Source organism: Pannonibacter carbonis (assembly GCF_003012935.1).
GTDB classification, from domain to species: Bacteria; Pseudomonadota; Alphaproteobacteria; order Rhizobiales; family Stappiaceae; genus Pannonibacter; species Pannonibacter carbonis.
Map to the genome: position 1 here is coordinate 230,866 of NZ_PUDR01000006.1, position 21,291 is coordinate 252,156.

Consider the following 21,291-nt stretch of genomic DNA (forward strand, 5'->3'; position numbering starts at 1 on the left):
TACTCGAAGCTCGAGGATATGTGATCCCGTGTAAATCGGATGGCCGAAGCCGAGTCAACCGGCCACAGCGGGATAGACGGGACGGAAAGCCATAAACGCCAACGCCGCCCGGCGGGCGGCGTCTCCAGATCGGTCGGCTCCGTCCGCGAACTGTCAGCGGCGGCGCGATACGCGCTCGATTTCCTGACGAACCAGCCGCTCGACCATCACCGGCAGGTTCTGGTCGAGCCAGTTCTTCAGCATCGGCCGCAGCATGTCGGTGACGAGATCCTCGAGGGTGCGTGCATTCGCTGACAGGATCGTCGTGGACAGGTTTTCGAAGGCGGCATGGACGGCGGCGCCAGCGTCGCCCGACACCAGAGGTTCCCCCTCGTCCACATCATCCAGTTGGCTCATGTCTACGGGCTTAGATGCCATCATGGCCGGCTTTGGCGCCGGCTTGGGCATCGGCATCTCGAAGGCGGCGTCCTCGTCTTCCTCGATGAAGGCAATGTCACCGCTGTCCCCGTCGACGCTTTCGGCAAGACCCTCGACCATGTCGAAGTCATCCGCCTCCTCGTCCTCCACGGCCAGTTCTTCGGTCAGCTCAAGGACGTCCTCAGAGCTTTCCTCGGCAAAACCGATGTCGTCATCCATCGAGACGTCATCGTCCGAACTGTCCATGTCGAACAGCTTGTCCAGGTCGTCCTGGGACATAGCGACGTCTTCCTCGGCCTCGGCGGCTTCGAAGGCATCGTCTATATCCAGCTCCTCCTCGACGAGCGCAGGCGCCGCATTTTTGGCAGCCGGAACTTCCTCGTCGGAAATGATCCGGCGGATCGACGCCAGAATTTCTTCCATCGAGGGTTCTTGGGCCTGACTCGCCTTCGACATGAGTTCCCCCAGCACTTCAATCAGATACGCACCGTCGCAAGGACCAATCGTTACGATTCGGTTAAATCAATTATGAGGCGTCAAGTCCCCGCCGCATAGGACGCGCTGGGTCCCAATTCAGCCTTTTCCCCTTCAAAAGCCACAGCAGCATCAATGAGTGGTCACCGATGTCGGTCCTGTTTGAAGGAAACGAGCAAGCAACATGACACCGGACCCGATAAAACGCCAGGAACCAGCCGAAACTCAATGCAGAAAGGCCAGGCGCTTTGCCTGGCCTTGGTGATTCGTCTTGAAACTTGACCAGCCCTCAGCGGCCGTCCGGCGTGCGCATGCCGAACCACTTGTCACGCACCTTGTCGTAGTGCTCCTTCGGGTCGTAACGGGCGACCTTGAGGCCGAGATATTCGGCATCCAGCTTACCGGTTGCCGAGATCAGCTGGAACGCGGCGACAATGCGGTTGCGCTGCGCGGTCACAAGGTTGACCCGCTGGTCGACCAGTTCCCGCTGGGCGTCCAAGACATCCAGCGTGGTGCGCTGACCGACACGCTGCTCCTCGATGACGCCTTCCAGCGCGAGTTGCTGCGCCTCGACTGCGGCCTGCGCGGCGCTGATCGATGCTTCGGCTGCCTGATACTGGCCCCAGGCGGAGATCACATTGGCGCGGATCCGGTCACGGACCACATCCAGCTGGATCTGAGTACGCCCCAGTTCCTCTTTCGCCTGACGCACGCGCGAGGAGGTGGTGCCACCCTGATAGATCGGCACCGAAACACGACCGAATACGGATGCAGAGTTCGAAACAGCCACATTCGACGACGGGTTCCATGACCGTTCGACCGATCCTTCAAGCGAGACGGTCGGCAGGGCTTCGCCTTCGATGGTCTTCACGGCAAACTGCGCCGCATCGACCAAGTGTTGTGCCTGGCGGATCAGCGGCTGGCTTTCCTCGCTGTTCCGCATGGCAACTTCGAGCGACTTAGGCACCAACTTGCCGACCGGCGTGCTTGCCGACAGGTTGCGCGCCTCAATGCCGACGATCTGGCGGTAGATCGCCCGGCTCGAATTGAGGTTAGCAATGGCGCTGTTCAGTCGGGCCTGGGCTTCTGCTCGACGGGCTTCTGCCTGCGACACATCGGTCCTGGTCCCCTCTCCGACCTCGAAGCGATCCCGGGCGGCCCGCACCTGCTCTGCGAGGAACTCGACATCCGAGCGCTGCAGCGAGACCAGGGCGGTGTCGCGAATGACGTTGACATAGATCTCGGCGGCTGACAGCAGGATGTCCTGCTCGGTGGCGCTGAGGCTTTCCCGTTGCGAACGGACAATCGCTTCGGCCTGACGGGTCGAATTGACCGTCCGGAAGCCACGGAAGAGCGCCTGCTGCACGGTCAGGGAGATCGAGGCGTTGTTGCGGTAGTTGCTGAAGCCAGACCCGCTTGACCGGATGCTGCCGACGCCGGCATTGGCGGTGATCGTCGGACGCCAGCCGGCAAGAGCCTGCGGGACGCGTTCATCGACACCGCGCAATTCGGCGCGCGCCGCGTTCAGCGTCGGGTTGTTGGCATAGGCCAGAGCCAGCGCCTCGGCGATGGTTTCTGCCCGGCTGCCGGAGACCGAGGCCATCGCGGCAAGGCCTACGACTGCGGCAGTCAGAGATACGCGAAAATACACTGAAGTCAGCCCCTTATGTCACGGACCCCCACCCGTGCCGAAAGATGGTGGCAGTATAGCCACCGGAAACACCCTGCCTACCCAGAACGATCCGGACGGATCGTTATTCCGGCACCGTGCGGCACGGGAGCAACATGTTGCGAAACGGTTAACAAGTCAAAGACGAAAACCGGCTGGCTTGCACTCCGGTGCCGGAGTTCAAGGCTGCCGCCGACCCGCAGGCCCGGAAGGGTGCAGGTCACGGGTCTGAGTGGATCCAGTTCAGAAGACGAACTGATGCGCCTTTTCAAAACCCGGCAACAGATGCGCATTGGCATTGAAGCCGAAGCGGGCACCGATTGTCTCGCCGGAATCCTGATAGAGGCGCGCGACGCCTGCGCGGCCAAGGCCTTCGATCGCCACGAGACGGCCACCCGACTTCAGCTGACCAACCAGCGCCTCAGGAAGCACCTCGACGGTGCCATCCAGGACGATCACGTCATAGGGCCCTTCCGAGGCGCAGCCGGCGGTGAGCTTGCCCTCGACCACAGCGGCATTCTCGATGCCCAGTTCGACAAGGGTTGCCGATGCGCGTGCTGCCAGTTCTGCGTCTTCCTCGACCATGACGACTGCACCGGCCAGGCTTGCCAGCACGGCCGCGCTGTAGCCCGTGGAGCCACCGACCACCAGAACCACATCCGTCGGCTTGACGAGTGCCAGCTGGACCAGCTTGCCGAACACATGCGGCTTCATCAGATAGCGGTCCGGCCCGAGGTCGGAAACCAGGATGTCCTCGTCGATATAGGCGACGGGGCGCTTGGAGGCAGCCACGAACAGCTCGCGCGGGATACGCTCCATCGCATCGAGGATCCGAAGGTCGGTCACATCATTGGTCCGAAGCTGGTTGTCGACCATTTTCGTGCGGGACTTTGCATAATCAGCCATGGCGAGCCTCATGCCTTGCGCGGCCGCGCGGTGCGACCGTCCTCTTTCACCCGTTCCCTTAACGAGGCTGACCCGTGCTGACAAGGCCCACATGCGCTGCAACGCGGCCTCGTCCCCGCGTCATCGCGCCCCGCATGTAGTTCTGGCGGGATAGAGCGCCGGGTTTTCGGACGTTTCTGGGGGCCAGCAGGCCTTGTTGCTCCCCTGTCACGAAGCATTTGTGCAAATTCGGTGACAGGGGCTGCGGCGGCTCTTGACAGGACGAAGCAACTCATTGAAAAGGCACGCATCGGCCTCGTGGCGGAGTGGTGACGCAGCGGATTGCAAATCCGTGAACCCCGGTTCGATTCCGGGCGAGGCCTCCAAGATCTTGAAAAGGCACCGGTTTCCGGTGCCTTTTCTGATTCAGGGGCCTGGGAACACGAAGGCCGTCCCGAGCCTGGCCGCCATATCCGACGGCGCCATCGGCCGTGCGATCAGGAAGCCCTGGGCTTCGTTGCAGCCTGCCTGACGCAGGAACGCCAGTTGCTCCGGTGTTTCCACCCCTTCGGCAATCACCCGCAGATGCAGTTTGTGCCCGAGCGAGACGATGGCCTCGGCAATGCCACGTCCGCTGCTGTCCTCGGCGACATCGCGAACAAAAGCCTGGTCGATCTTCAGGCGCGAGACGGGGAAGGATCGCAGCGCACTCAGACTGGAATAGCCGGTGCCAAAGTCATCAATCGCAAAGCGAACGCCGATGCTGCACAGGTCGTTCATTGTCGCGATTGCCTGCTCGACGTTGCGCATCAGCATGCTTTCCGTCAGTTCCAGTTCCAGCGCATGGGGGTCAAGGCCGGTGCGATTGAGGATGCCCTTCACCTGCTCTGCCCAACCGCGCTGTGCGAACTGGCGGGCAGAGACATTCACGCTCATGGTCACGGGCGGCAGCCCCTGGAGTTTCCAGGCCTGCGCCTGCCGGCAGGCCATCTTCAACACCTGCTTGCCGAGCGCGTTGATCAGGCCCCCCTCTTCCGCGACAGGGATAAACAGGTCCGGCGCCAGCAGGCCGCGATCGGGATGCTGCCAGCGCACCAGGGCCTCGACGCCACAGATCTCCCCGGTCTCCAGATCGATCTGGGGCTGATAGTGCAGTACGAACTCACGCCGGGCGAGACCGGCCCGGATCTCCTCCAGCAGGACGAGATTGGGCGCGCTCTCGTCGGCGCGAAGCGGGCTGTAGATTTCAAAGGTGTTTCGGCCGGCTTGCTTGGCGCCATACATGGCCGCATCCGCGTGAACCAGCAGCGTATCCGCATCCTCGCCATTCTGCGGATAGATGGAGATGCCCATGCTGCAGGTGACGTGAAAGGCCTGGCCGAGAACTTCAACCGGTTCCGAGATTGCAGCCCTGAGACGGACAAGCAAAGACTGCAGGTTTGCCGGTTCTGCCGCCTCCCCGGTCAACAGCAGCACGAACTCATCTCCGCCAAGACGCAGCACCACATCACTTGCCCGCAGATGTGCCTTCATCCGCTCTGCGGCAATGACCAGGAGCTGGTCTCCGGCGGCATGGCCAAAGCTGTCATTCACTGCCTTGAAATGGTCGATGTCGAGAAAGACGACGGCAACGCGCGGGGTCTGGGGCGTTACGAGGCGAATCGCCTTATCCAGGCACTTGGCCAGCTGGCTGCGATTCGGAAGTCCGGTCAGAGGGTCATGGTGTGCGAGGAAGCGGATCTGCTCTTCGGCCTGCTTGCGCTCGATCGCGATGGCCGCAATGCGTGCCGTGTCATTGATGAGGCGCAATTCCGCGGGATCCGGCGCCTTCGGAGCACGGGAATAGATCGCAAAGGTTCCCAGCACCTTGCCGGCCAGTGACTTGATCGGCGTCGACCAGCAGGCGCGAACTCCGCCCAACTCGGCCAGCGCATGAAAATCTGCCCAAAGCGGATCAGTGAAAATGTCGGAAACGATCACCTGTTCGCGCCGATAGGCCGCCGTGCCGCAGGATCCGACGCATGGCCCGATTTCGATACCGTCGACGAGCCGGGTGTACTCGGGATTGAGGCTCGGGGCTGCCCCGTGGCGCAGGTGAACCCCATCCTCATCCAGCAGCAAGATCGACCCGAGCAGTCCGTCGAGTTGATCCTCGAGGAGACGCACCAGGCAATCCAGCACCTCAGACAGGGGAGCGCTGGAGGAAATCATCTCCAGTACCTGAGCCTGACCGTCGCGCAGCCGGTCGGCCTTCTTTCGTTCAGTAATGTCGCGGGAAATGCCGAAAACGCCGATCAGTTCGCCTGTGGAGCCGCGCAACGGAAACTTCGACGAGGCAAGCCAGCGCTTGCTGCCATTGGGCAGGACGACAAACTCCTCCTGGTCGATAATGGGCTTGTCGGTCCGCATCACCTGCTTGGCATCGCGGTAGAACGTCATGGCAATCGGAAAGGGATACAGTTCAAGGTCCGTGCGTCCGATCAGGTCTTCCGCACTCTCGAAGCCAAGATCGCTTGCCATGGCACGGTTCGCCATGATGAAACGACAGTTCGTATCCTTGACGAACATGTAGTCGGACACCTGGTCGACCATCGTGCGAAGCCATGTCTTTTCTTCGCGTAGGACGCGCAGAAATGACGCTTCGTTTGCATCAGCCTCAGCCTGCACTGTGGTTCCCGCGGAGCCCGCAGGTGATCCGCGATCGTCGTCTTCGACGATATCGTCTCCATAGGGTGTCAAGCGAGCAGCCATTCAACGGCCCCTGTAATAACTTTCGGGTTTTTCCTCATTCAATCCAGACTTGCCAAATGAAACATAATTTCACGTTAAATCAAAGTTCGAAGCCCGTTTGCTTTGGATCTTATAGATAATATTTCTTAGCATTTCGGTCGCAATTTCCTCCATCTGCGTAAGCAACTGATCCCACGTCAGTTTCGTTGCAACGCAAGGCATGTCGCTTTGAAGCAAGATCGACCCGCTTGCAGTCTCCTCATCCCGGCGCGGATCAGCTAGACAAGAGCAAAGACCCTCGATCAGGGTCAGGGAGGATCATTTTCATCATGCGGCATGGCGGCGATCTGGCGGAAGCCCGCGCAATTCATGGCGGCGAACGCCACGGCTGGCTTGATCTGTCGACGGGCATCAACCCGAATGCCTGGCCGGTCCCTGCACAACTGGAGCGCCGGTTCTGGACAGACCTGCCATCATCGGCGGATCTCGCCGACCTTTTGGCCGCAGCAAGGCTTGCCTATGCGGCGCCGTCTCATCTAGGACTGACTGCCGCTCCAGGCACCCAGGCGATCCTGCCGCTATTACCCCGGCTGGCACCGGACGGACCTGTCGCCATCGTCAGTCCGACTTACTCCAGCCACGCAGACGCCTGGCGGCGCGCTGGACGAGACGTCCGGGAGATCCCGTCCGCCTATGATGCGCCACCGGACGCGAAGGTCCTGGTGCTGGTCAATCCGAACAATCCCGATGGCCGCCTGCTCGCGCCTTCGGCCCTGCTCCATCTTGCCCGCGAGATGCAGGCGCGCGGCGGCCTTGTCGTGGTGGACGAGGCCTTTGCCGATGTCGTTCCCGGCCTCAGCGTCCTGCCGCATCTGACCGACGAGCCGATCCTGGTGCTGCGGTCCTTCGGCAAGTTTTTCGGCCTTGCCGGGGTGCGACTTGGATTTCTATGCGGTGAGGCTGACCTGTGCGAAACGGCAAGCCAGATGCTGGAAAGCTGGGCAGTCAGCGGGCCGGCGCTGGCAGTGGGTCAGGCGGCCCTGTCGGACCTTGCCTGGCAGGACGCCATGCGGCGACAACTCGCCGACGAGATGGCCGACCTGACGCTCGCCCTGTCGATGGCCGGTCTCACCGTGTTCGGCGGAACTGCCCTCTATGCCCTTGCCGGCTTGCGCAAGGCCGAGGCGATGCATTCAGCCCTGGCCCGCCGCCACATCTGGACCCGGCGCTTCGATAATTCCCCGACCTGGCTGCGCTTCGGGTTGCCGGGCAGCCCCGCTGCACTGGCTCGGTTGACTGCAGCTCTGGCCGACGCCGTGAACGAGATCTGACCCGTGCTGCTGGATCCCTTGCTGCTTTTCGTCCTGCTGGCGGCGCTTGCGGTCGATGCCCTTGTCGGCGACCCGGACTGGCTCTGGCGCCGGCTGCCGCATCCGGTGGTCTGGATTGGGAGGCTTATCTCCTGGCTCGACACCAGCCTGAACCGGCCCAACTGGACCGCTGGCCTGCGCAGGACAGCCGGTGTTGTGGCACTTCTGATTCTGGTCACGTTGGGACTGGCGCTCGGCTCGATGATCCAGTCCGCACTGCTCTCCATGCCATTCGGCTGGCTTGCCCTTGCCATCTTTGCAAGCATCCTGCTGGCGCAGAACAGCCTTTACAGCCACGTCCGCGCGGTCGCTGATGGGCTCGAACGGGAGGGGCTGGCTGGTGGGCGGCGGACCGTTGCCATGATCGTCGGCCGGGATCCGGAGCAACTGGATACCGCCGGCGTTTCCCGTGCCGCCATCGAATCCTGCGCCGAGAATTTCTCCGACGGCGTTGTTGCCCCCGTCGTCTGGTTTGCCCTCCTCGGCTTGCCAGGCCTCATCGCCTACAAGGCCGTCAACACCGCCGATTCCATGATCGGCCACAAGACCGAGCGGCATCAGGCCTTCGGCTGGGCCTCCGCCCGCTTCGACGACCTCATAAACCTGCCGGCCTCGCGCCTGTCTGCCATTTTCATAGCGCTGGCAGCGCCGCTCGCGGGCGGCTCGAGCGCACGTGCCCTCGCGTGTGTTGCCCGCGATGCCGGTCAGCATCGCTCCCCCAACGCCGGCTGGCCGGAAGCGGCCATGGCCGGGGCGCTGGGCATTGCCCTTGCTGGCCCCCGCGCCTATGCCACCTACAGGGTCGAGGATCCCTTCATGAACCCGACCGGCAACAAGGCGATCGGCGCAGGGGAAATTCGGCGCGCGCTTCGGGTGCTTGCAGGGGCTTGCGTCATCGAGGCAATGCTGGTTCTGATACTCGCCTTGGTGCTTTTCTGAAGGGCTGTCCCTTCGCTCCTCTCACCTGCGACCCGTCCATGCTCCCCTTCTCTGCAGCCGCTGAAACGAACAAGACGCCGATCCTCACCATTCTCAAGAATGCCTTCGCCGATGTGGCCCGGGTGCTGGAAATCGCCAGCGGCACCGGCCAGCATGCGGTGCATTTCGCCAGCAACCTGCCGCATCTGACCTGGCAGCCGAGCGACATTCCCGAGCATCTGGCCGGCCTCGAACAGCGGATCATCGAGACCGATCTCGACAACCTGTTCGAGCCCATCGGCCTCGACGTGCGCGACCTGCCCTGGCCGACGCCCGACCGGGACGCCGACGATGCCTTCGACGGCATCTTTACCGCAAACAGCCTGCACATCATGAGTTGGGCCGGTGTGGAGGCCTTCTTCGCCGGCGTGGATGAAACGCTCGCACCGGGCGGCACGCTCGCCATCTATGGCGCGATGAAATATGGCGGCGCCTTCACCACGCCGAGCAACGAGGCTTTCGACCAGAGCCTGCGCAAGAAGGATCCGGAGAGCGGCCTGCGCGACTTCGAGGCCATCGACGCGCTCGCCCGCGGCATCGGCCTGACGCTGGTTGCCGATCATGCCATGCCGGCGAACAACCAGTTGCTGGTGTACCGGCGCTGATCAGTTGGTTCCGGACGGATCGATATCCTTTACGTCCATCCCGGGACCGGCTGCAAACAACCGCAACTGGTCGATGCCCTTGGAGAGCGCTCCAGAACACGCAATCAGGATCAAGGAACAGATCACTGTTCCTGCATCCGCATAGACATCGATCATGACTTGGGGCGCCGGGCTGTAGAAACTATCAGAAGCCTCCCGCATCGTTCGGTCTAGAACGAAGGCGCTGACCAGATCGAGCATGGCGGAAAAACAGAAGTAAACGCCAATCAGGGCAATTCCAGCCGCCTGCCAGCGCTGGACGACATCGCCGCTATCCGATGCTTGTCCATGTGTCGTTAGTCCGACCAGAATGACCCTCGGGTAACAGAACAGAACCACTGCAATTGCCATGTTCAGGCATAGCAGCGAGAGATCCAGCCAGTTGGTTGCCAGATCATTGGTTTGATACTGGTAGAATGTCATGGGCAGGTAGCGCGCTTCCCAGAGGAACATGTAGACGGAGAAGACACGCACGATCACGATGTAAAATGTAGAGTTCATTGCAGGATGATCCGTGGATTGCTGTGTCACTATCCGTCCTAAGCGAGGGCGAAAGACGGCTTAGGGGATTTTCCGCTGGCCAGATGCGGTTGGCGCGATTGGTGAGGCCGAAACCATGCGCGGCTTCGTTCTGTAACTTTATCTTGCAGCATTCGACCGACACAATCAACGCGAACGGCTGGCAGCGATCGCCAGCAGCGTTTCAACATCCAGCACCACCTCCAGATGCCGGGCCAAGTCATGTTACCTTCGCATGCGGATCAGTAGCCGCGAGACGGATCCCGGGCCGGTCATCAGCAGCAGCCCGATCAGCAGCATGACAACGTCTGAAATGCATTGCGGGAACAGATCGAACAGAAACTTCGTCAATCTCGGAGCCCCAGGATTGCTCAGCTCAAAGCCGAAATAGGACGTGATCGCGATGATCAACGCCTTTGCAGAGTTCAAGAACAGGAACAGTCCAACCAGCGATACGCCGACGACCTGCAGCTGATCACCTGCGTTGGACCCTGCCGACTTCTCGTCGCGCGGGAAATCAATGCTCCGCAATGCAAGGTGCGGAAAGGCAATAAACACCGCACAAACAAAAATCACAGACAAAAGCGCGATCAGCTGGGCTGCCTTCACTACGTCCAGCCCATCCCACGTGAACGTGAAGAGGTATGGCAAGAACACAAGACAACTGTTGAGAATGTAAGCTGAAAAAAGTCGAACGATAAGCAAGGCCCACGCCATAGAATCTCTTTCACTTTCTGAACGTCAGCTTCGGGCAGCGATCGCCAGCAGCGTTTCAACATTCAGCACCGCCTCCAGATGCCGGGACAGATCGTCCATAATCGCGTCGATCCGCTTGTTGTAGGCAAGATCCGACACGGCGCCAAAGCCCGACAGGAAGGCCGTGCGGTACGCGTCGTCCGTGAAAAGGCCGTGAAGATAGGTCCCTGTGACCCGCCCGTCGGTTGACGATGCGCCGTCCACTCTGGGGGCTGCACCTTGCCCGTCGAGGCGGAACACCGGGCGAGCACAGTCCGCGCCCGTGGTGCGGCCGATGTGGATCTCGTAACCGCTGACGCTTGCCCCGCTTGCCAGATGCGTGCCCGTTGCCTTGACCAGCGACTTGTCAGCCGTCAGCACCGTCTCGACATCAAGGTATCCCAGCCCCTCGACAGTCCCGGCCCTGCCCTCGATCCCCGCGGGATCAGAAATGGTTCGCCCGAGCATCTGGTAGCCGCCGCAGATCCCGAGCACGTGACCGCCGCGCCGGTGATGCGCCTTCAGGTCGATATCCCAGCCCTGCGCCCGGAAGAACTCCAAATCACCGATGGTCGACTTGGACCCCGGCAGCAGGACCAGATCCGCATCCAGAGGAAGCGGCGACCCGGGAGGAACCAGTTCCAGCGTGACATCAGGCTCCAGCCGCAAAGGGTCGAGATCATCGAAATTGGCGATCCTGGAGATGATGGGGACGACGACCTTGATCGGGCCATTGCCTTCCCCTCGCGCCAGATCCAGCGCATCCTCCGCCGGCAGCTTGCCTGCGTCCGCAAACCACGGCACGACACCAAGCCCCGTCCAGCCCGTACGCGTCACGATTTCCTGCATTCCCGCGTCGAACAGCGAGGGATCACCGCGAAACCGGTTGATGAAAAACGCCTTGATCCGCGCCCGCTCGGCCGCCTCCAGTACCGCGTGGGTGCCGACCACCGAGGCGATGACGCCGCCCCGGTCGATGTCGCCGCACAGGATCACGGGCAGGTCGGCCGCCTCGGCGAAACCCATGTTGGCGATATCGCCGGCCCGCAGGTTGATTTCGGCCGGGCTGCCGGCGCCTTCGACGATCACCAGATCCGCTGTTGCGGCAAGATGTGAAAAACTCTCCAGAACTTTCGGCAGAAGCTCGGCCTTGCGGGTGCCGTACTCCCGCGCGCGCATCGTTCCGAAGCGCTTGCCCTGCACGATCACCTGCGCCCCCGTATCGGTTTCCGGCTTCAGCAGCACCGGGTTCATGTGCACGCTCAAGGGCCTGCGGCACGCCATCGCCTGCAGGGCCTGAGCCCGGCCGATCTCGCCGCCATCGGCAGTGACAGCGGCGTTGTTCGACATGTTCTGCGGCTTGAACGGAGCCACAGCCATGCCCCGGTTGGCAAACAACCGGCACAGGCCTGCCACGATCAGGCTCTTGCCGACATTCGAGCCTGTGCCCTGGATCATCAGGGCCGGTGTGCGGGATCGCTGGTCAACCACGGGCACTGTCTCCAAGCCGGACCGGGGAACTTCCTCAGTACTCGATGCCGGACTGCGGCTTCACGCCGGAGCGGAACGGGTGCTTCACCTGTTCCATCTCGGTGACGAGATCCGCCACCTCGATCAGCTCGTCCTTGGCGTTACGGCCGGTGATGACGACATGCACGTCCTCCGGCTTTTCGGTCTTCAGGAACTCCACCACTTCCTCGACCGGAAGATAGTCGTAGCGCAGCACGATGTTCAGCTCGTCGCAGAGCACCAGGTGATGCTCACCTGAGACGATCAGCTCCTTGGCCGCTTCCCAGGCCTCGCGGGCGGCGGCGATGTCGCGCTGCCGGTCCTGGGTCTCCCAGGTGAAGCCCTCGCCCATGCGCCGCACGGTGACGAGGTCGCCGAACCGCTCCAGCGCATGGGTCTCGCCGGTGTCGAGCCGGCCCTTGACGAACTGCACCACGCCCACCTTGTAGCCATGGCCGAGCGAGCGGAACACCATGCCGAAGCCGGCGGTGGACTTGCCCTTGCCCTTGCCGGTGTGGACGATGATCAGGCCCTTGGCGATGGTCTTGGTGGCCATGATCTTGTCGCGCGCCGCCTTCTTCTTGCGCATCTTGTCGGCGTGGCGGGCGTTCAGCTCCTCCTCGGTCATGCTGCGCTCGGCTTCGTCAGACGTCGTTTCGGAGGGCGTCGTTTCGGAGGGCGTCGTGTCGGAAGTCGTATCTGTCACGGGATCAGTTCCTTGGTGGCGGCCTGTTTCAGGTCGGAAATCTCGGCGTGGACGGAATTGCGGCGCGGGATCCAGAAGCCGCGGCGGATGGCTTCGCTGAAGCGGTCCAGCATGGACGCAAGGGCGCCCGGATTGGCGTCCCGGATGAACTCGCGCACCGTTTCATTGCCAATGTAGGCATCGAACAGCTGGTCGAAGTGATGGTCGCCGACCGCACGCGTGGTGGCGGCGAAGGCATGCAGGTAGTCGAGCGTCGCCGCCATTTCGGACGCGCCCTTGTAGCCATGGCGCATGGCCCCGGCGATCCATTTCGGGTTGGCCGCCCGGCCCCGCACGACGCGCGAAATTTCTTCCGACAGCGCCCGCACCACGGGCCGCTCGGGACGGGAGTGGTCGGCGTGATAGCTCGTCGGCACCGCCCCGGTCAGGCTCTCGACCGCCGCCGCCAGCCCGCCCTCGAACTGGAAATAGTCGTCGCTGTCGAGAAGGTCATGCTCGCGGTTGTCCTGGTTCTGCAGCACGATGTCGACGCCAGACAGCCGGCTCTCGAACTGCCCCCGCGCCTCCTCGCCGCCGGCCCCGCCGCCATAGGCATGGCCGCCCCAGGCCAGGAACGCCTCGGCCAGATCGCCGCGCGTGTCCCACTGCCCGTCGTCCATCAGGCCCTGCAGGCCGGCGCCATAGGCTCCGGGCCTTGCCCCAAAGACGCGGAACGCCGCCTGCCGGGCCGCCTCGGCCGCCGCCAGACCATCGGCCGCAAGCCGTGCAGTCTCGGCGCGGACCCGCGCCGCAATCGGGTTCGCGCTCTCCGGCTCCTCAAACTCTGCGACGGCAGCCACCGCACTCTGGAACAGGTCGATCTGATGCGGGAAGGCATCGCGGAAGAAGCCGGAGACACGCAGCGTCACGTCGATGCGCGGCCGCTTCAGCGCCGACAGGGGCAGGATCTCGAAGCCGTTGACCCGGCCCGAGCCCGGTTCCCAGACAGGCCGCGTGCCGATCAGCGCCAGCGCCTGCGCCACATCATCGCCGCCGGTGCGCATGTTGGCCGTGCCCCAGCAGGTGAGCACCAGAGCCTTGGGCCACTCGCCCTCCTCCTGGAAGTAGCGCTCGGCCACAAGCGCCGCCGAGGCCTCGCCGATACGCCAGGCGGTCTCGGTCGGCACGGTGCGCACATCGACGGAATAGAAGTTGCGCCCGGTCGGCAGCACGTCCGGCCGGCCCCGCGTCGGCGCGCCGGAGGGACCGGGCGGAACGAAGCGCCCGTCGAGCGCTGCCAGCACCGCCGCGAGCTCGGCCGGTCCCGAGCCGACCACCGCCGGCCTGATGCGCGTTTCAACCTCCTCGAGAACCGCGTGTGTCTCAGGCAGATGAAGCCCTTTCGTCTGACCTGAAACAAGCTGCGCCGCCAGCAGCTCCAGCCGCTCGACCGTATCGCCGCAGGTCCGCCAGGGCTGGTCCGTCAGCCCGGCCAGCAGCGCCGGCCTCGGCCCCTGCCAGGGGGCAGCATAGTCGCAGGCCAGAGGGTCGAAGGCTGCGACTTCCGATCGAGGAGCCGCTTCCCCCAGAAGGTCCCGCGCGAGCGCCCGCAGCAGGCTGTCGTCGGCGGAACGGGACCCGCGCGGCACCCGCGCCAGCGCCACCAGCAAATCCGTCAGCAGACGCCCCTTCGGCGACAGGCCCAGCACATGCAGTCCGTCACGGATCTGCAGTTCCTTGAGATCGCAAAGATGCGCATCGAGCCGCGCCAGCCGCGTCGTCTCGTCCATGTCCGGCGTCAGGCCGATGTCCCGGTCGAGGCCATGGGCAGCAGCCAAGTCGAGGATGTCGCGGGTCAGTTGCTTCAGCCGGCGCGGATCGACGCCGCTGGCGAGATAGTACTCGTCGAGCAGCGTTTCCATTTCATTGGCAACGCCATGACTTTCCGCCCGGGTGAGCGGCGGCGTCAGGTGGTCGATGATGACTGCCGCCGTCCGGCGCTTGGCCTGCGCACCCTCGCCAGGGTCATTGACGATGAAGGGATAGATGTTGGGCGTCGGACCCAGGATGGCGTCGGGATAGCAGCCCTCGCTCAGCGCCAGCGCCTTGCCCGGCAGCCATTCCAGATTGCCGTGTTTGCCCAGATGCACCACCGCATCAACGCCGGCCAGATGGCGCAGGAAGGCGTAGAAGGCGAAGTAGTTGTGCGGCGGCACCAGATCCGGATCGTGATAGGTGGCCTTCGGGTCGATGTTGTAGCCGCGCGAGGGCTGGATGCCGACCAGCACCGCGCCGAAGCGGGCAAGCCCGAGGCGGAAGGCGTTGCCTGCGACAAACGGATCATCCTCCGGCGCGCCCCAGCGTTCGGTCACCGCCTGGCGCATCGGCTCGGGCAGCCCGTTGAAAAAGGCGAGATACTGCTCGAGCGGCAGGAAACTCTCACAAGTTCGCTCGTCGAGGGCGGCAATGGCGTTGGTCACGCCGCGCGTCAGCCGGGCGATCAGGGCCGCGCCGTCCTCCGGCGCGCCCTCGACCCCATAGCCGGCCGCTGCCATCGCCTGCAGGAGATGGGCGCAGGATGCCGGCGTGTCGAGGCCGACGCCATTGGCCAGCCGATCATCGGCATTGGGGTAGTTCGCCAGGATCAGCGCCACCTTGCGCTCGGCCGGCGCCTTGCGGCCGAGCCGCGCCCAGGCAGCTGCAAGCCGGGCGACATGGCCCATGCGGTTGGCATCCGGCACGAAGCGCACTGAGCGGAACTGCGTCCGCTGGTCATAGACCCCTTCCTCCTTGAAGGAGACCGCACGGGTCATCAGCCGGCCGTCGATCTCCGGCAGGACCACATGCATCGCCAGATCGCGGATCGACAGTCCTTGCGGGCTCTCAAGCCAGCCCTCGCGGGAGGAGGACGAGAACACCATCTGCAGCACCGGACGCCCCGGCCGGTCGAGCGGCGTCGGCTGGTGCGGCCCGCCCGTGCTGGAGACCGCAAAGGCGGTGGCGTTGAGGACCACCGAGGGCGGGCAGACCTCCATCAGCCCGCCGAGGATGGCGGCCGACTCGGCCTCTTTCAGCGAGGAGACGAAGATGGGGAGCGGGTTGAGCCCGTTTGCCGTCAGCTCCTTGCACAGGGCCTCCACCGGCGCGGTCTCGCCCGCCTGCACCAGCGCCCGGTAGAAGACGACCGCCGCAACGGGCCGGGCCGGATCAGCCCAGCTCGCGATGAGATCGGACAGGGCCGGAGCGGCATGGCCGGGCAGGAACAGGCCGGCACGCGGCAGCGGCGCGGGCGGGGCCGGCTCCGCGGCGAGGCCCGCCAGATGGGCGCCGTAGCGCAGCACGTTGGCGTGGTTCTCCGGACCGCCCTCGAGGAAATAGCGGTAGAGCCGGCGCACCGCCTCGACCGGAACCGAGGAGCGGGCGGCCAGCGCCTCGTCCCACTTGTCGCAGCCGGACATGATCGCAAGCTTCGCCCCGCCCCGGTTGGCCTCCTCGCAAAGCCGCTCCACGCCATAGGGCCAGTAGCTCTCGCCGCCGAGCAGGCGCACGATCACCAGCTTGGAGCGCGACAGGGTCTTCTCGGCGTAAAGGTCAACCGAATAGGGGTGCCCGAGCGCCATCAGGCTGGCGAGCCGCAGGCTGGCAAAGGCCTCGCCCAGCTTGCCCCGCGCCGCACAGAGGGCCGCCAGTTCCGTATCGGCCGCCGACAGCACGACGAGATCGGCCGGATCCTGGGCGAGATCCACCGCGTCGTTGCCGTCTTCCACCCGTCGGGTCTGGCTTGCAAGAATATGCATCACTGGTCCATCTGCACGGACATCCGGTGTCCGGTTCGGTTGGTCGGGTCAGGGTTAAGTCTCGGGGCCTGTCTCGGGGCCGGTCTTTGCGCCCCTGCACCGCCTCTCGACCCCTCCCCCTCGTGGGGAGGGGTCAGGGGTGGGGGGCTGAGGGCAAAGACTGTCCATCCGAAGTAGAGCCAGGGCCCGGACTTGTCATCCCCATGGTCGGCAACCATTCGAGGCTGGCATTCGCTTCCCGGCCACAGCCCCCCACCCTACCCCTCCCCACGAGGGGGAGGGATGCTGAGAGGCCGCGTCCAACGAGACGAGGCATTTGCGGACCCCGCACTTGCCGCAGCCCCCTCTCCCCCCTTGAGGGGGAGATGTCTGCGCGAGCAGACAGAGGGGGGTAAACCACCCGACGGCAAACTCGGAACCCGCTGAAACACGGCTGCCCCCCTCTGCCCCCTGTCGGGGGCATCTCCCCCTCAAGGGGGGAGAGGCAAGCAGCGCCCTGCCCCTGGTCCCTGCCCTCAGGCCGCCTTCGCCTTGCCGAGGGCTTCGGTGATCGACGACAGGTCCAGCCCCTTCAGGCCGATGACGACGACATGGCCGGGCATCCTGGCCCCGGCGGCGAACCAGGTCTCGACGCGCGGGCCGACGGCCTGCACCAGCGCAGGCGCCGCCTTGCCCGTCACCGACACCGCGCCCTTGATGCGCAGCACGCCGGGCAGCGCCATCGCCCGGGCGACGGCCTGCTCCAGATCCTTCAGGCTTGCGAAGGCCGTGACAGGCAAAACGTGGCTCTCGAAGTCATCGTGATGATGGTCATGATCGTCGTCATCGTGATCGTGATCGTGATCATCATCGTGTTCATGGTCATCATCATGGTCGTGATGGTGGTGGTGATGCGCCCGGCGCGCGGCCAGATCGTCCTCGGCTGCGGCCGAACGGCCGAGCAGCACGTCGACCGGCAGGTTGCCCTTCTCGGCATGAATGATCTCGACGCCTGACCGGACATCCTCGGTGATGTGCTCGCGGATATGGGCAAGCTGGTCAGCATCCACCAGATCGGCCTTGTTGAGCACGACGAGATCGGCGCAGGCGAGCTGGTCGTGGAACAGTTCCTCGACCGGATTGTCGTGGTCGAGCGAAGCATCGGCCGCCCGCTGCGCCTCCAGCGCCTCCTCGTCGAGCGCGATGCGGCCTTCCGCCAGAGCGGCGGCGTCCAGCACGGTGATGACCCCGTCCACCGTCACGCGGGTCTTGACGCTCGGCCAGGAGAAGGCGCGCACCAGCGGCTGCGGCAGCGCGAGGCCCGAGGTCTCGATGACGATGTGATCGGGCGGCGTCTCGCGCGCCAGCAGCATTTCCATGGTCGGCAGGAAGTCGTCGGCCACGGTGCAGCAGATGCAGCCGTTGGTCAGCTCGACCACATCATCGGCGCTGCAGGACGGATCAACGCAGCCATCCAGCAGCGAGCCGTCGAAGCCCATGTCGCCGAACTCGTTGACGATGAGCGCGATGCGGCGGCCGCCGGCATTGAGCAGCAGGTTGCGGATCAGCGTTGTCTTGCCGGCACCGAGGAAGCCGGTGACGATGGTGGCGGGGATCTTGCCGCCCTGAGAAAGCACGGTGGTCATAACTGGATATCCGGACAGGAACTGGGTTTGAGAAGGAGCGGCAGCCCGCAGGCGACCAGCACGACGCGGTCGCAGACCCGGGCAAACTCCTGGTTGAGACGGCCCTGCGCGTCGCGGAAGGCGCGCGCCATGGCGTTGTCGGGCACGATGCCGAGCCCCACCTCGTTGGTCACGAAGATCACCGGGCCGGCGAGACCGGGAACTGCAGCAGCAAGGTTTGCGGTTTCACCGGCGAGGTCCCGGTCGGCCAGCATCAGGTTGGTGAGCCAGAGCGTCAGGCAGTCGACGAGCACGACCTTGTCAGGGTTGCAGTGCTGCGCGAGCGTGCCGACCAGATCGAGCTGTTCCTCGACTGTCGTCCAGCGCTCGTCGCGCCGGGCCTTGTGATGACCGATGCGTTCGGCCATCTCCTGGTCCCAGGCGGCGGATGTGGCGACATAAACAGGCTCACGGCCGGCGCCAAGCGCCAGCCGTTCTGCAAAGCTGCTCTTTCCGGACCGGGCCCCGCCGGTGACCAGCACCGAGCGTGGACAGTCGCCAGGAGTGCCTGGCTCGACCGACATGGGTCAATCAGCCGAACAGCTGCGATCCGATGGCGCTGAAGCCGACACCGACGATCCCGGCAGCAACCAGTCGCGCCGTCAACGGGGTCGAAACGGCAGCCGTCTTCGGGTTGGTCAGCATCATGGCGAGGCTGGCGATAGCAAACTGTATGACGGCAAAGCCGATGAAATAGGCGTAAAGCGGCGCCGGCTCGGCCCCGATGATGGATTCGCCATAAGCGTAGCCATGGAAAAGCCCGGCAATGGCGAACAATACAGCCCAGGCGCCGGCCGGAAGCTCGGTCTCAGAAACAATCAGCCCCCCGGCGATGACAACCGAGAGCGCGATCACCAGTTCGGCCAGCGGCAGATCAAAGGCTGCCATATGCACCAGCACACCGGCGATGGTGGCGAGCACGAAGGCAGCCGGCAAGACAAGGCTGCGGCCGACGAGACCGGCGGCAAGGCCGACGGCGATGATGAAGGCAAGATGATCGAAACCGATCACCGGATGCCCCAGGCCCGACAGGAGGCCCTGGACGAAGGTCTGTGGCATCTCGCCGTCCATCATGTGATGGGCACTAGCGGGACTTGCGGCCAGGAGAGCCGGGATCGAAAGGGCAAGTACCTTGCTGCCAAGGCGGTGGGAGGCGCGGAAATTCATGTTCATTTTCAAGGCTCCATTCCGTCCACCCGACGGCGAGGGGTTGCGCTGTGACAGGCCGGTCTCCTGGCTCGCGGGTCGCCGCCCGTGCCACGCCTTCCCGGACCTCAGTCCAGTGGCCGTGTGCGGCAGGGCTCGCCGCTGACAGTTGCGGGGGCAGCTGCGGATTTGGAGCCTCGGTGTGAGTCGCTCGCTACCGCATTCCCGTTTCATCCCCTGAGGCTTTGCCTGTTGGGGAACCTGACCTTGCTGTTCTAGACCTTTGGGGCGGGCCCGACAAGGACGCCCTTTGGCGGGCGGGATCGCGAACCGGCACCGGATTGGCCAAAATCCGACATGCGTCGCGGGCATTCGCGGTTAGGAGGCAGCGGATTCGCCGGCAAAGGGTTGGGGCAACCCATCGCATGAGCGCGCAAGCTTCTGATTTTTCGCTGAATTCCGCGATTACACAGCCTGTGGAAAAGTTTCTTCAAGAAAGGGCTTGGCAAAGGGGGAGAGCGTTTGTTATACGCTCGCCACCGACAGCGACCCACCCGGTCGCTCACCCCGGCGCCCTGCTTCAGGGCCTATGACGGTGATCCGCGATAGCTCAGTTGGTAGAGCGTTCGACTGTTAATCGAATGGTCGCAGGTTCGAGTCCTGCTCGCGGAGCCATCTTTCTTTCCCAGAAAGCCAGTCAGACAAAACAATGTCAATCCCGGACAATTGGCCGTCCAGGTGTAGCGCGCAAAAACGGATGGCCAAACGCGCAAGAACGGATGGCACCCGTTTCAGAACCTGTTTGATGTCCGGTTAGACATCGGTCGCCCTCCCCTCATCCCTCGAAAGCAGCCTTGAGAGTTCGGTACGCATACGCTGCCGCCAGAGGGACCACTCCGTTACCGGCTGCCGTGTATCGCTCCAGCCGATCGGCCATCCCATGATCCAGTCCGAAAAATTCGGGTTGAAGGTCCATTCGCCGGGCGAGAACCGCGTCCCAGGTCGCAAGGTTACATGGAGCGGGCGCGAACAGGGGTAGACCAGCACTTGAACGGGCTTCAAACCCATCGCCTTCGCCAGGCTGAAGAACAGCGTCCAGATCCGTGCCGCCTGACCCAAGGCATGCTGGCTGCCGGTCTGGTCCGCAGCCGGCAGGAAAGCAAGCCGGTTGTCCTTCAGTCGGATCTCCGCCCGGTTGCCGTAAAGGGTGGTCGTCGGCGTGGGCCAGTATGAAGAGCCTGTTCCGGATGTGGGACGCGCCGACTTCAGCCGCCGAGAACAGGCCCGCTTTGACGCCAAAGCCCAGGCCCGATAGCTCCCCGGCGACCTCCTCAAATCCACGGTCCAGGTGTCCCTCGACGTTTTCGCAGAACACCCACTCCGGCGCACACTCCTCGATGATCCGCGCGACGTCCGGCCACAGGTGGCGCGGATCGTCCTTGCCTCGGCGCCGGCCGCTGGAAGAGAACGGTTGGCAGGGATATCCGGCAGACAGGATATGAACCCTTCCACGCCACGGGCGGCCATCGAAGGTCCTGACATCGTCCCAGACAGGCGCGTTATCCAGGGTCTGGTCTTCCATCCGGGCCACGAGGGTCGCCGCCGCGCCAGCTTCCCGCTCGACATAACATGCAGTTCTATATCCGGGTTCTGCGATGTGGAGGCCGAGCTCCAGTCCGCCAACGCCGGTGCACAGGGAAAGACCGTTGATCCGGTCATACGGTTTTCCGGATGGGTCGTGTTCGGGATGTAGAGCCACAAGAGCTGTCTCCTTGGGTGGGACGCTCCAGGCGGTCTGATGCGGGCTTCACCGGCACAATGGCCGCAGGCCTCAAACAGTTCATGGTGCCGCATCGCGGGCACTTGACATCGACGGGACCAAGTATCGCCTGACCGGCTGCCTTCATCAAGAGCTTGCGGCAACTTCCGCATCTGATTTCCTCCATGACAACTCCAGAGAGAATCGCCGACACTTCTCCTGCCCGCGCGGGCAACGGGTGCGGCGGTTGTTCTTTGGGGCTGTCGGGCGGGCTTCTGGTTTGGCGATCGAGGCCCGCCGTCCGGATTTC

The 21,291-nt window shown here is 63.9% G+C and carries 17 protein-coding genes, 2 tRNA genes and 1 riboswitch; of the genes, 5 read left to right on the plus strand and 14 right to left on the minus strand.

Annotated elements, in window-relative coordinates; genetic code table 11:
- Nucleotides 1–153: 153 nt before the first annotated feature.
- The 3 genes from C8348_RS22530 to C8348_RS10745 all read right to left on the minus strand — a co-directional run bounded on the left by C8348_RS22530 (nt 154) and on the right by C8348_RS10745 (nt 3,466).
- Nucleotides 154–840, minus strand: a complete 687-nt coding sequence (locus C8348_RS22530; protein ID WP_279629387.1) for a PopZ family protein — start codon at nt 838–840, stop codon at nt 154–156.
- 340 nt (nt 841–1,180) lie between these two features.
- A complete protein-coding gene (locus C8348_RS10740; RefSeq protein ID WP_341871591.1) occupies nt 1,181–2,542 on the minus strand; it encodes a TolC family outer membrane protein in 1,362 nt (453 codons plus the stop codon).
- A 261-nt stretch (nt 2,543–2,803) separates the two neighbouring features.
- Complete coding sequence (locus tag C8348_RS10745) at nt 2,804–3,466, minus strand: protein-L-isoaspartate O-methyltransferase family protein (protein WP_106753320.1); 663 nt, start codon at nt 3,464–3,466, stop codon at nt 2,804–2,806.
- 291 nt (nt 3,467–3,757) lie between these two features.
- Between C8348_RS10745 and C8348_RS10750 the strand changes: the two genes are divergently transcribed.
- Nucleotides 3,758–3,831, plus strand: a tRNA-Cys gene (locus C8348_RS10750).
- A gap of 40 nt (nt 3,832–3,871) precedes the next feature.
- On the opposite strand, the gene C8348_RS10755 is transcribed toward C8348_RS10750, so the two are convergent.
- Nucleotides 3,872–6,196 carry an EAL domain-containing protein gene (locus tag C8348_RS10755; RefSeq protein ID WP_106753321.1) on the minus strand — a complete coding sequence of 775 codons (2,325 nt, stop codon included), beginning with the start codon at nt 6,194–6,196 and terminating at the stop codon, nt 3,872–3,874.
- A 308-nt stretch (nt 6,197–6,504) separates the two neighbouring features.
- On the opposite strand from C8348_RS10755, the gene cobD reads away from it, so the two are divergent.
- Genes cobD through C8348_RS10770 form a run of 3 tightly spaced genes read left to right on the plus strand, consistent with a single transcriptional unit; the run spans nt 6,505 to nt 9,128 of the window.
- Nucleotides 6,505–7,506, plus strand: a complete 1,002-nt coding sequence (cobD, locus tag C8348_RS10760) for a threonine-phosphate decarboxylase CobD (protein WP_106753322.1) — start codon at nt 6,505–6,507, stop codon at nt 7,504–7,506.
- A gap of 3 nt (nt 7,507–7,509) precedes the next feature.
- Nucleotides 7,510–8,484, plus strand: a complete 975-nt coding sequence (cbiB, locus tag C8348_RS10765; RefSeq protein WP_106753323.1) for an adenosylcobinamide-phosphate synthase CbiB — start codon at nt 7,510–7,512, stop codon at nt 8,482–8,484.
- A gap of 38 nt (nt 8,485–8,522) precedes the next feature.
- Nucleotides 8,523–9,128 (plus strand): DUF938 domain-containing protein, encoded by a 606-nt coding sequence (locus tag C8348_RS10770; RefSeq protein WP_106753324.1) that lies wholly within the window; start codon nt 8,523–8,525, stop codon nt 9,126–9,128.
- Here the strand turns inward: C8348_RS10770 and C8348_RS10775 are convergent, their stop codons facing one another.
- The 8 genes from C8348_RS10775 to C8348_RS10810 form a co-directional block, all read right to left on the minus strand.
- Complete coding sequence (locus C8348_RS10775; RefSeq protein ID WP_106753325.1) at nt 9,129–9,668, minus strand: hypothetical protein; 540 nt, start codon at nt 9,666–9,668, stop codon at nt 9,129–9,131.
- Nucleotides 9,669–9,911: 243 nt separating this feature from the next.
- The gene (locus C8348_RS10780) at nt 9,912–10,403 is read right to left on the minus strand and encodes a hypothetical protein (protein WP_157950420.1); all 492 of its coding nucleotides are present in this window, start codon (nt 10,401–10,403) and stop codon (nt 9,912–9,914) included.
- Nucleotides 10,404–10,427: 24 nt separating this feature from the next.
- Nucleotides 10,428–11,879: a cobyric acid synthase gene (locus tag C8348_RS10785; RefSeq protein ID WP_106753370.1), complete on the minus strand. Its 1,452-nt coding sequence runs from the start codon at nt 11,877–11,879 to the stop codon at nt 10,428–10,430.
- A gap of 67 nt (nt 11,880–11,946) precedes the next feature.
- Complete coding sequence (cobO, locus tag C8348_RS10790; RefSeq protein ID WP_106753371.1) at nt 11,947–12,558, minus strand: cob(I)yrinic acid a,c-diamide adenosyltransferase; 612 nt, start codon at nt 12,556–12,558, stop codon at nt 11,947–11,949.
- A gap of 74 nt (nt 12,559–12,632) precedes the next feature.
- Nucleotides 12,633–16,412, minus strand: a complete 3,780-nt coding sequence (cobN, locus tag C8348_RS10795; RefSeq protein ID WP_106753327.1) for a cobaltochelatase subunit CobN — start codon at nt 16,410–16,412, stop codon at nt 12,633–12,635.
- Between the two features lie 515 nt (nt 16,413–16,927).
- Nucleotides 16,928–18,037, minus strand: coding sequence for a cobalamin biosynthesis protein CobW (cobW, locus tag C8348_RS10800; RefSeq protein WP_106753328.1), 1,110 nt, complete (start codon nt 18,035–18,037; stop codon nt 16,928–16,930).
- Nucleotides 18,034–18,600 carry a bifunctional adenosylcobinamide kinase/adenosylcobinamide-phosphate guanylyltransferase gene (gene cobU, locus C8348_RS10805; protein ID WP_106753329.1) on the minus strand — a complete coding sequence of 189 codons (567 nt, stop codon included), beginning with the start codon at nt 18,598–18,600 and terminating at the stop codon, nt 18,034–18,036. Before cobU ends, cobW begins: the two co-directional genes overlap by 4 nt.
- A 7-nt stretch (nt 18,601–18,607) precedes the next feature.
- Entirely contained in the window at nt 18,608–19,249 is a 642-nt protein-coding gene (locus tag C8348_RS10810; protein ID WP_198647007.1) for a HupE/UreJ family protein, read from the minus strand.
- A gap of 33 nt (nt 19,250–19,282) precedes the next feature.
- A riboswitch (cobalamin riboswitch) is annotated at nt 19,283–19,502 on the minus strand.
- Between the two features lie 319 nt (nt 19,503–19,821).
- Here C8348_RS10810 and C8348_RS10815 point away from each other — a divergent pair.
- Nucleotides 19,822–19,897 (plus strand) — tRNA-Asn (locus C8348_RS10815).
- A gap of 160 nt (nt 19,898–20,057) precedes the next feature.
- On the opposite strand, the gene C8348_RS10820 is transcribed toward C8348_RS10815, so the two are convergent.
- Together C8348_RS10820 and C8348_RS22600 are read right to left on the minus strand one after the other, a co-directional pair.
- Nucleotides 20,058–20,981 (minus strand): DNA cytosine methyltransferase, encoded by a 924-nt coding sequence (locus C8348_RS10820; protein ID WP_106753330.1) that lies wholly within the window; start codon nt 20,979–20,981, stop codon nt 20,058–20,060.
- Entirely contained in the window at nt 20,938–21,168 is a 231-nt protein-coding gene (locus C8348_RS22600; protein ID WP_106753331.1) for a Com family DNA-binding transcriptional regulator, read from the minus strand. The genes C8348_RS10820 and C8348_RS22600 overlap by 44 nt, the downstream gene beginning before the upstream one ends.
- Nucleotides 21,169–21,291: the final 123 nt, after the last annotated feature.

Coding starts and splice junctions, on each gene's coding strand:
- C8348_RS10755 (WP_106753321.1), bottom strand. CDS start 6,196: ATGGCTGCTCGCTTGACACCCTATGGAGACGATATCGTCGAAGACGAC.
- C8348_RS10745 (WP_106753320.1), bottom strand. CDS start 3,466: ATGGCTGATTATGCAAAGTCCCGCACGAAAATGGTCGACAACCAGCTT.
- C8348_RS10775 (WP_106753325.1), bottom strand. CDS start 9,668: ATGAACTCTACATTTTACATCGTGATCGTGCGTGTCTTCTCCGTCTAC.
- cobD (WP_106753322.1), top strand. CDS start 6,505: ATGCGGCATGGCGGCGATCTGGCGGAAGCCCGCGCAATTCATGGCGGC.
- cobW (WP_106753328.1), bottom strand. CDS start 18,037: ATGACCACCGTGCTTTCTCAGGGCGGCAAGATCCCCGCCACCATCGTC.
- C8348_RS22600 (WP_106753331.1), bottom strand. CDS start 21,168: ATGGAGGAAATCAGATGCGGAAGTTGCCGCAAGCTCTTGATGAAGGCA.
- C8348_RS22530 (WP_279629387.1), bottom strand. CDS start 840: ATGGAAGAAATTCTGGCGTCGATCCGCCGGATCATTTCCGACGAGGAA.
- C8348_RS10770 (WP_106753324.1), top strand. CDS start 8,523: ATGCTCCCCTTCTCTGCAGCCGCTGAAACGAACAAGACGCCGATCCTC.
- cobU (WP_106753329.1), bottom strand. CDS start 18,600: ATGTCGGTCGAGCCAGGCACTCCTGGCGACTGTCCACGCTCGGTGCTG.
- cobN (WP_106753327.1), bottom strand. CDS start 16,412: ATGCATATTCTTGCAAGCCAGACCCGACGGGTGGAAGACGGCAACGAC.
- C8348_RS10785 (WP_106753370.1), bottom strand. CDS start 11,879: ATGATCCAGGGCACAGGCTCGAATGTCGGCAAGAGCCTGATCGTGGCA.
- C8348_RS10780 (WP_157950420.1), bottom strand. CDS start 10,403: ATGGCGTGGGCCTTGCTTATCGTTCGACTTTTTTCAGCTTACATTCTC.
- C8348_RS10810 (WP_198647007.1), bottom strand. CDS start 19,249: ATGAACATGAATTTCCGCGCCTCCCACCGCCTTGGCAGCAAGGTACTT.
- cobO (WP_106753371.1), bottom strand. CDS start 12,558: ATGACCGAGGAGGAGCTGAACGCCCGCCACGCCGACAAGATGCGCAAG.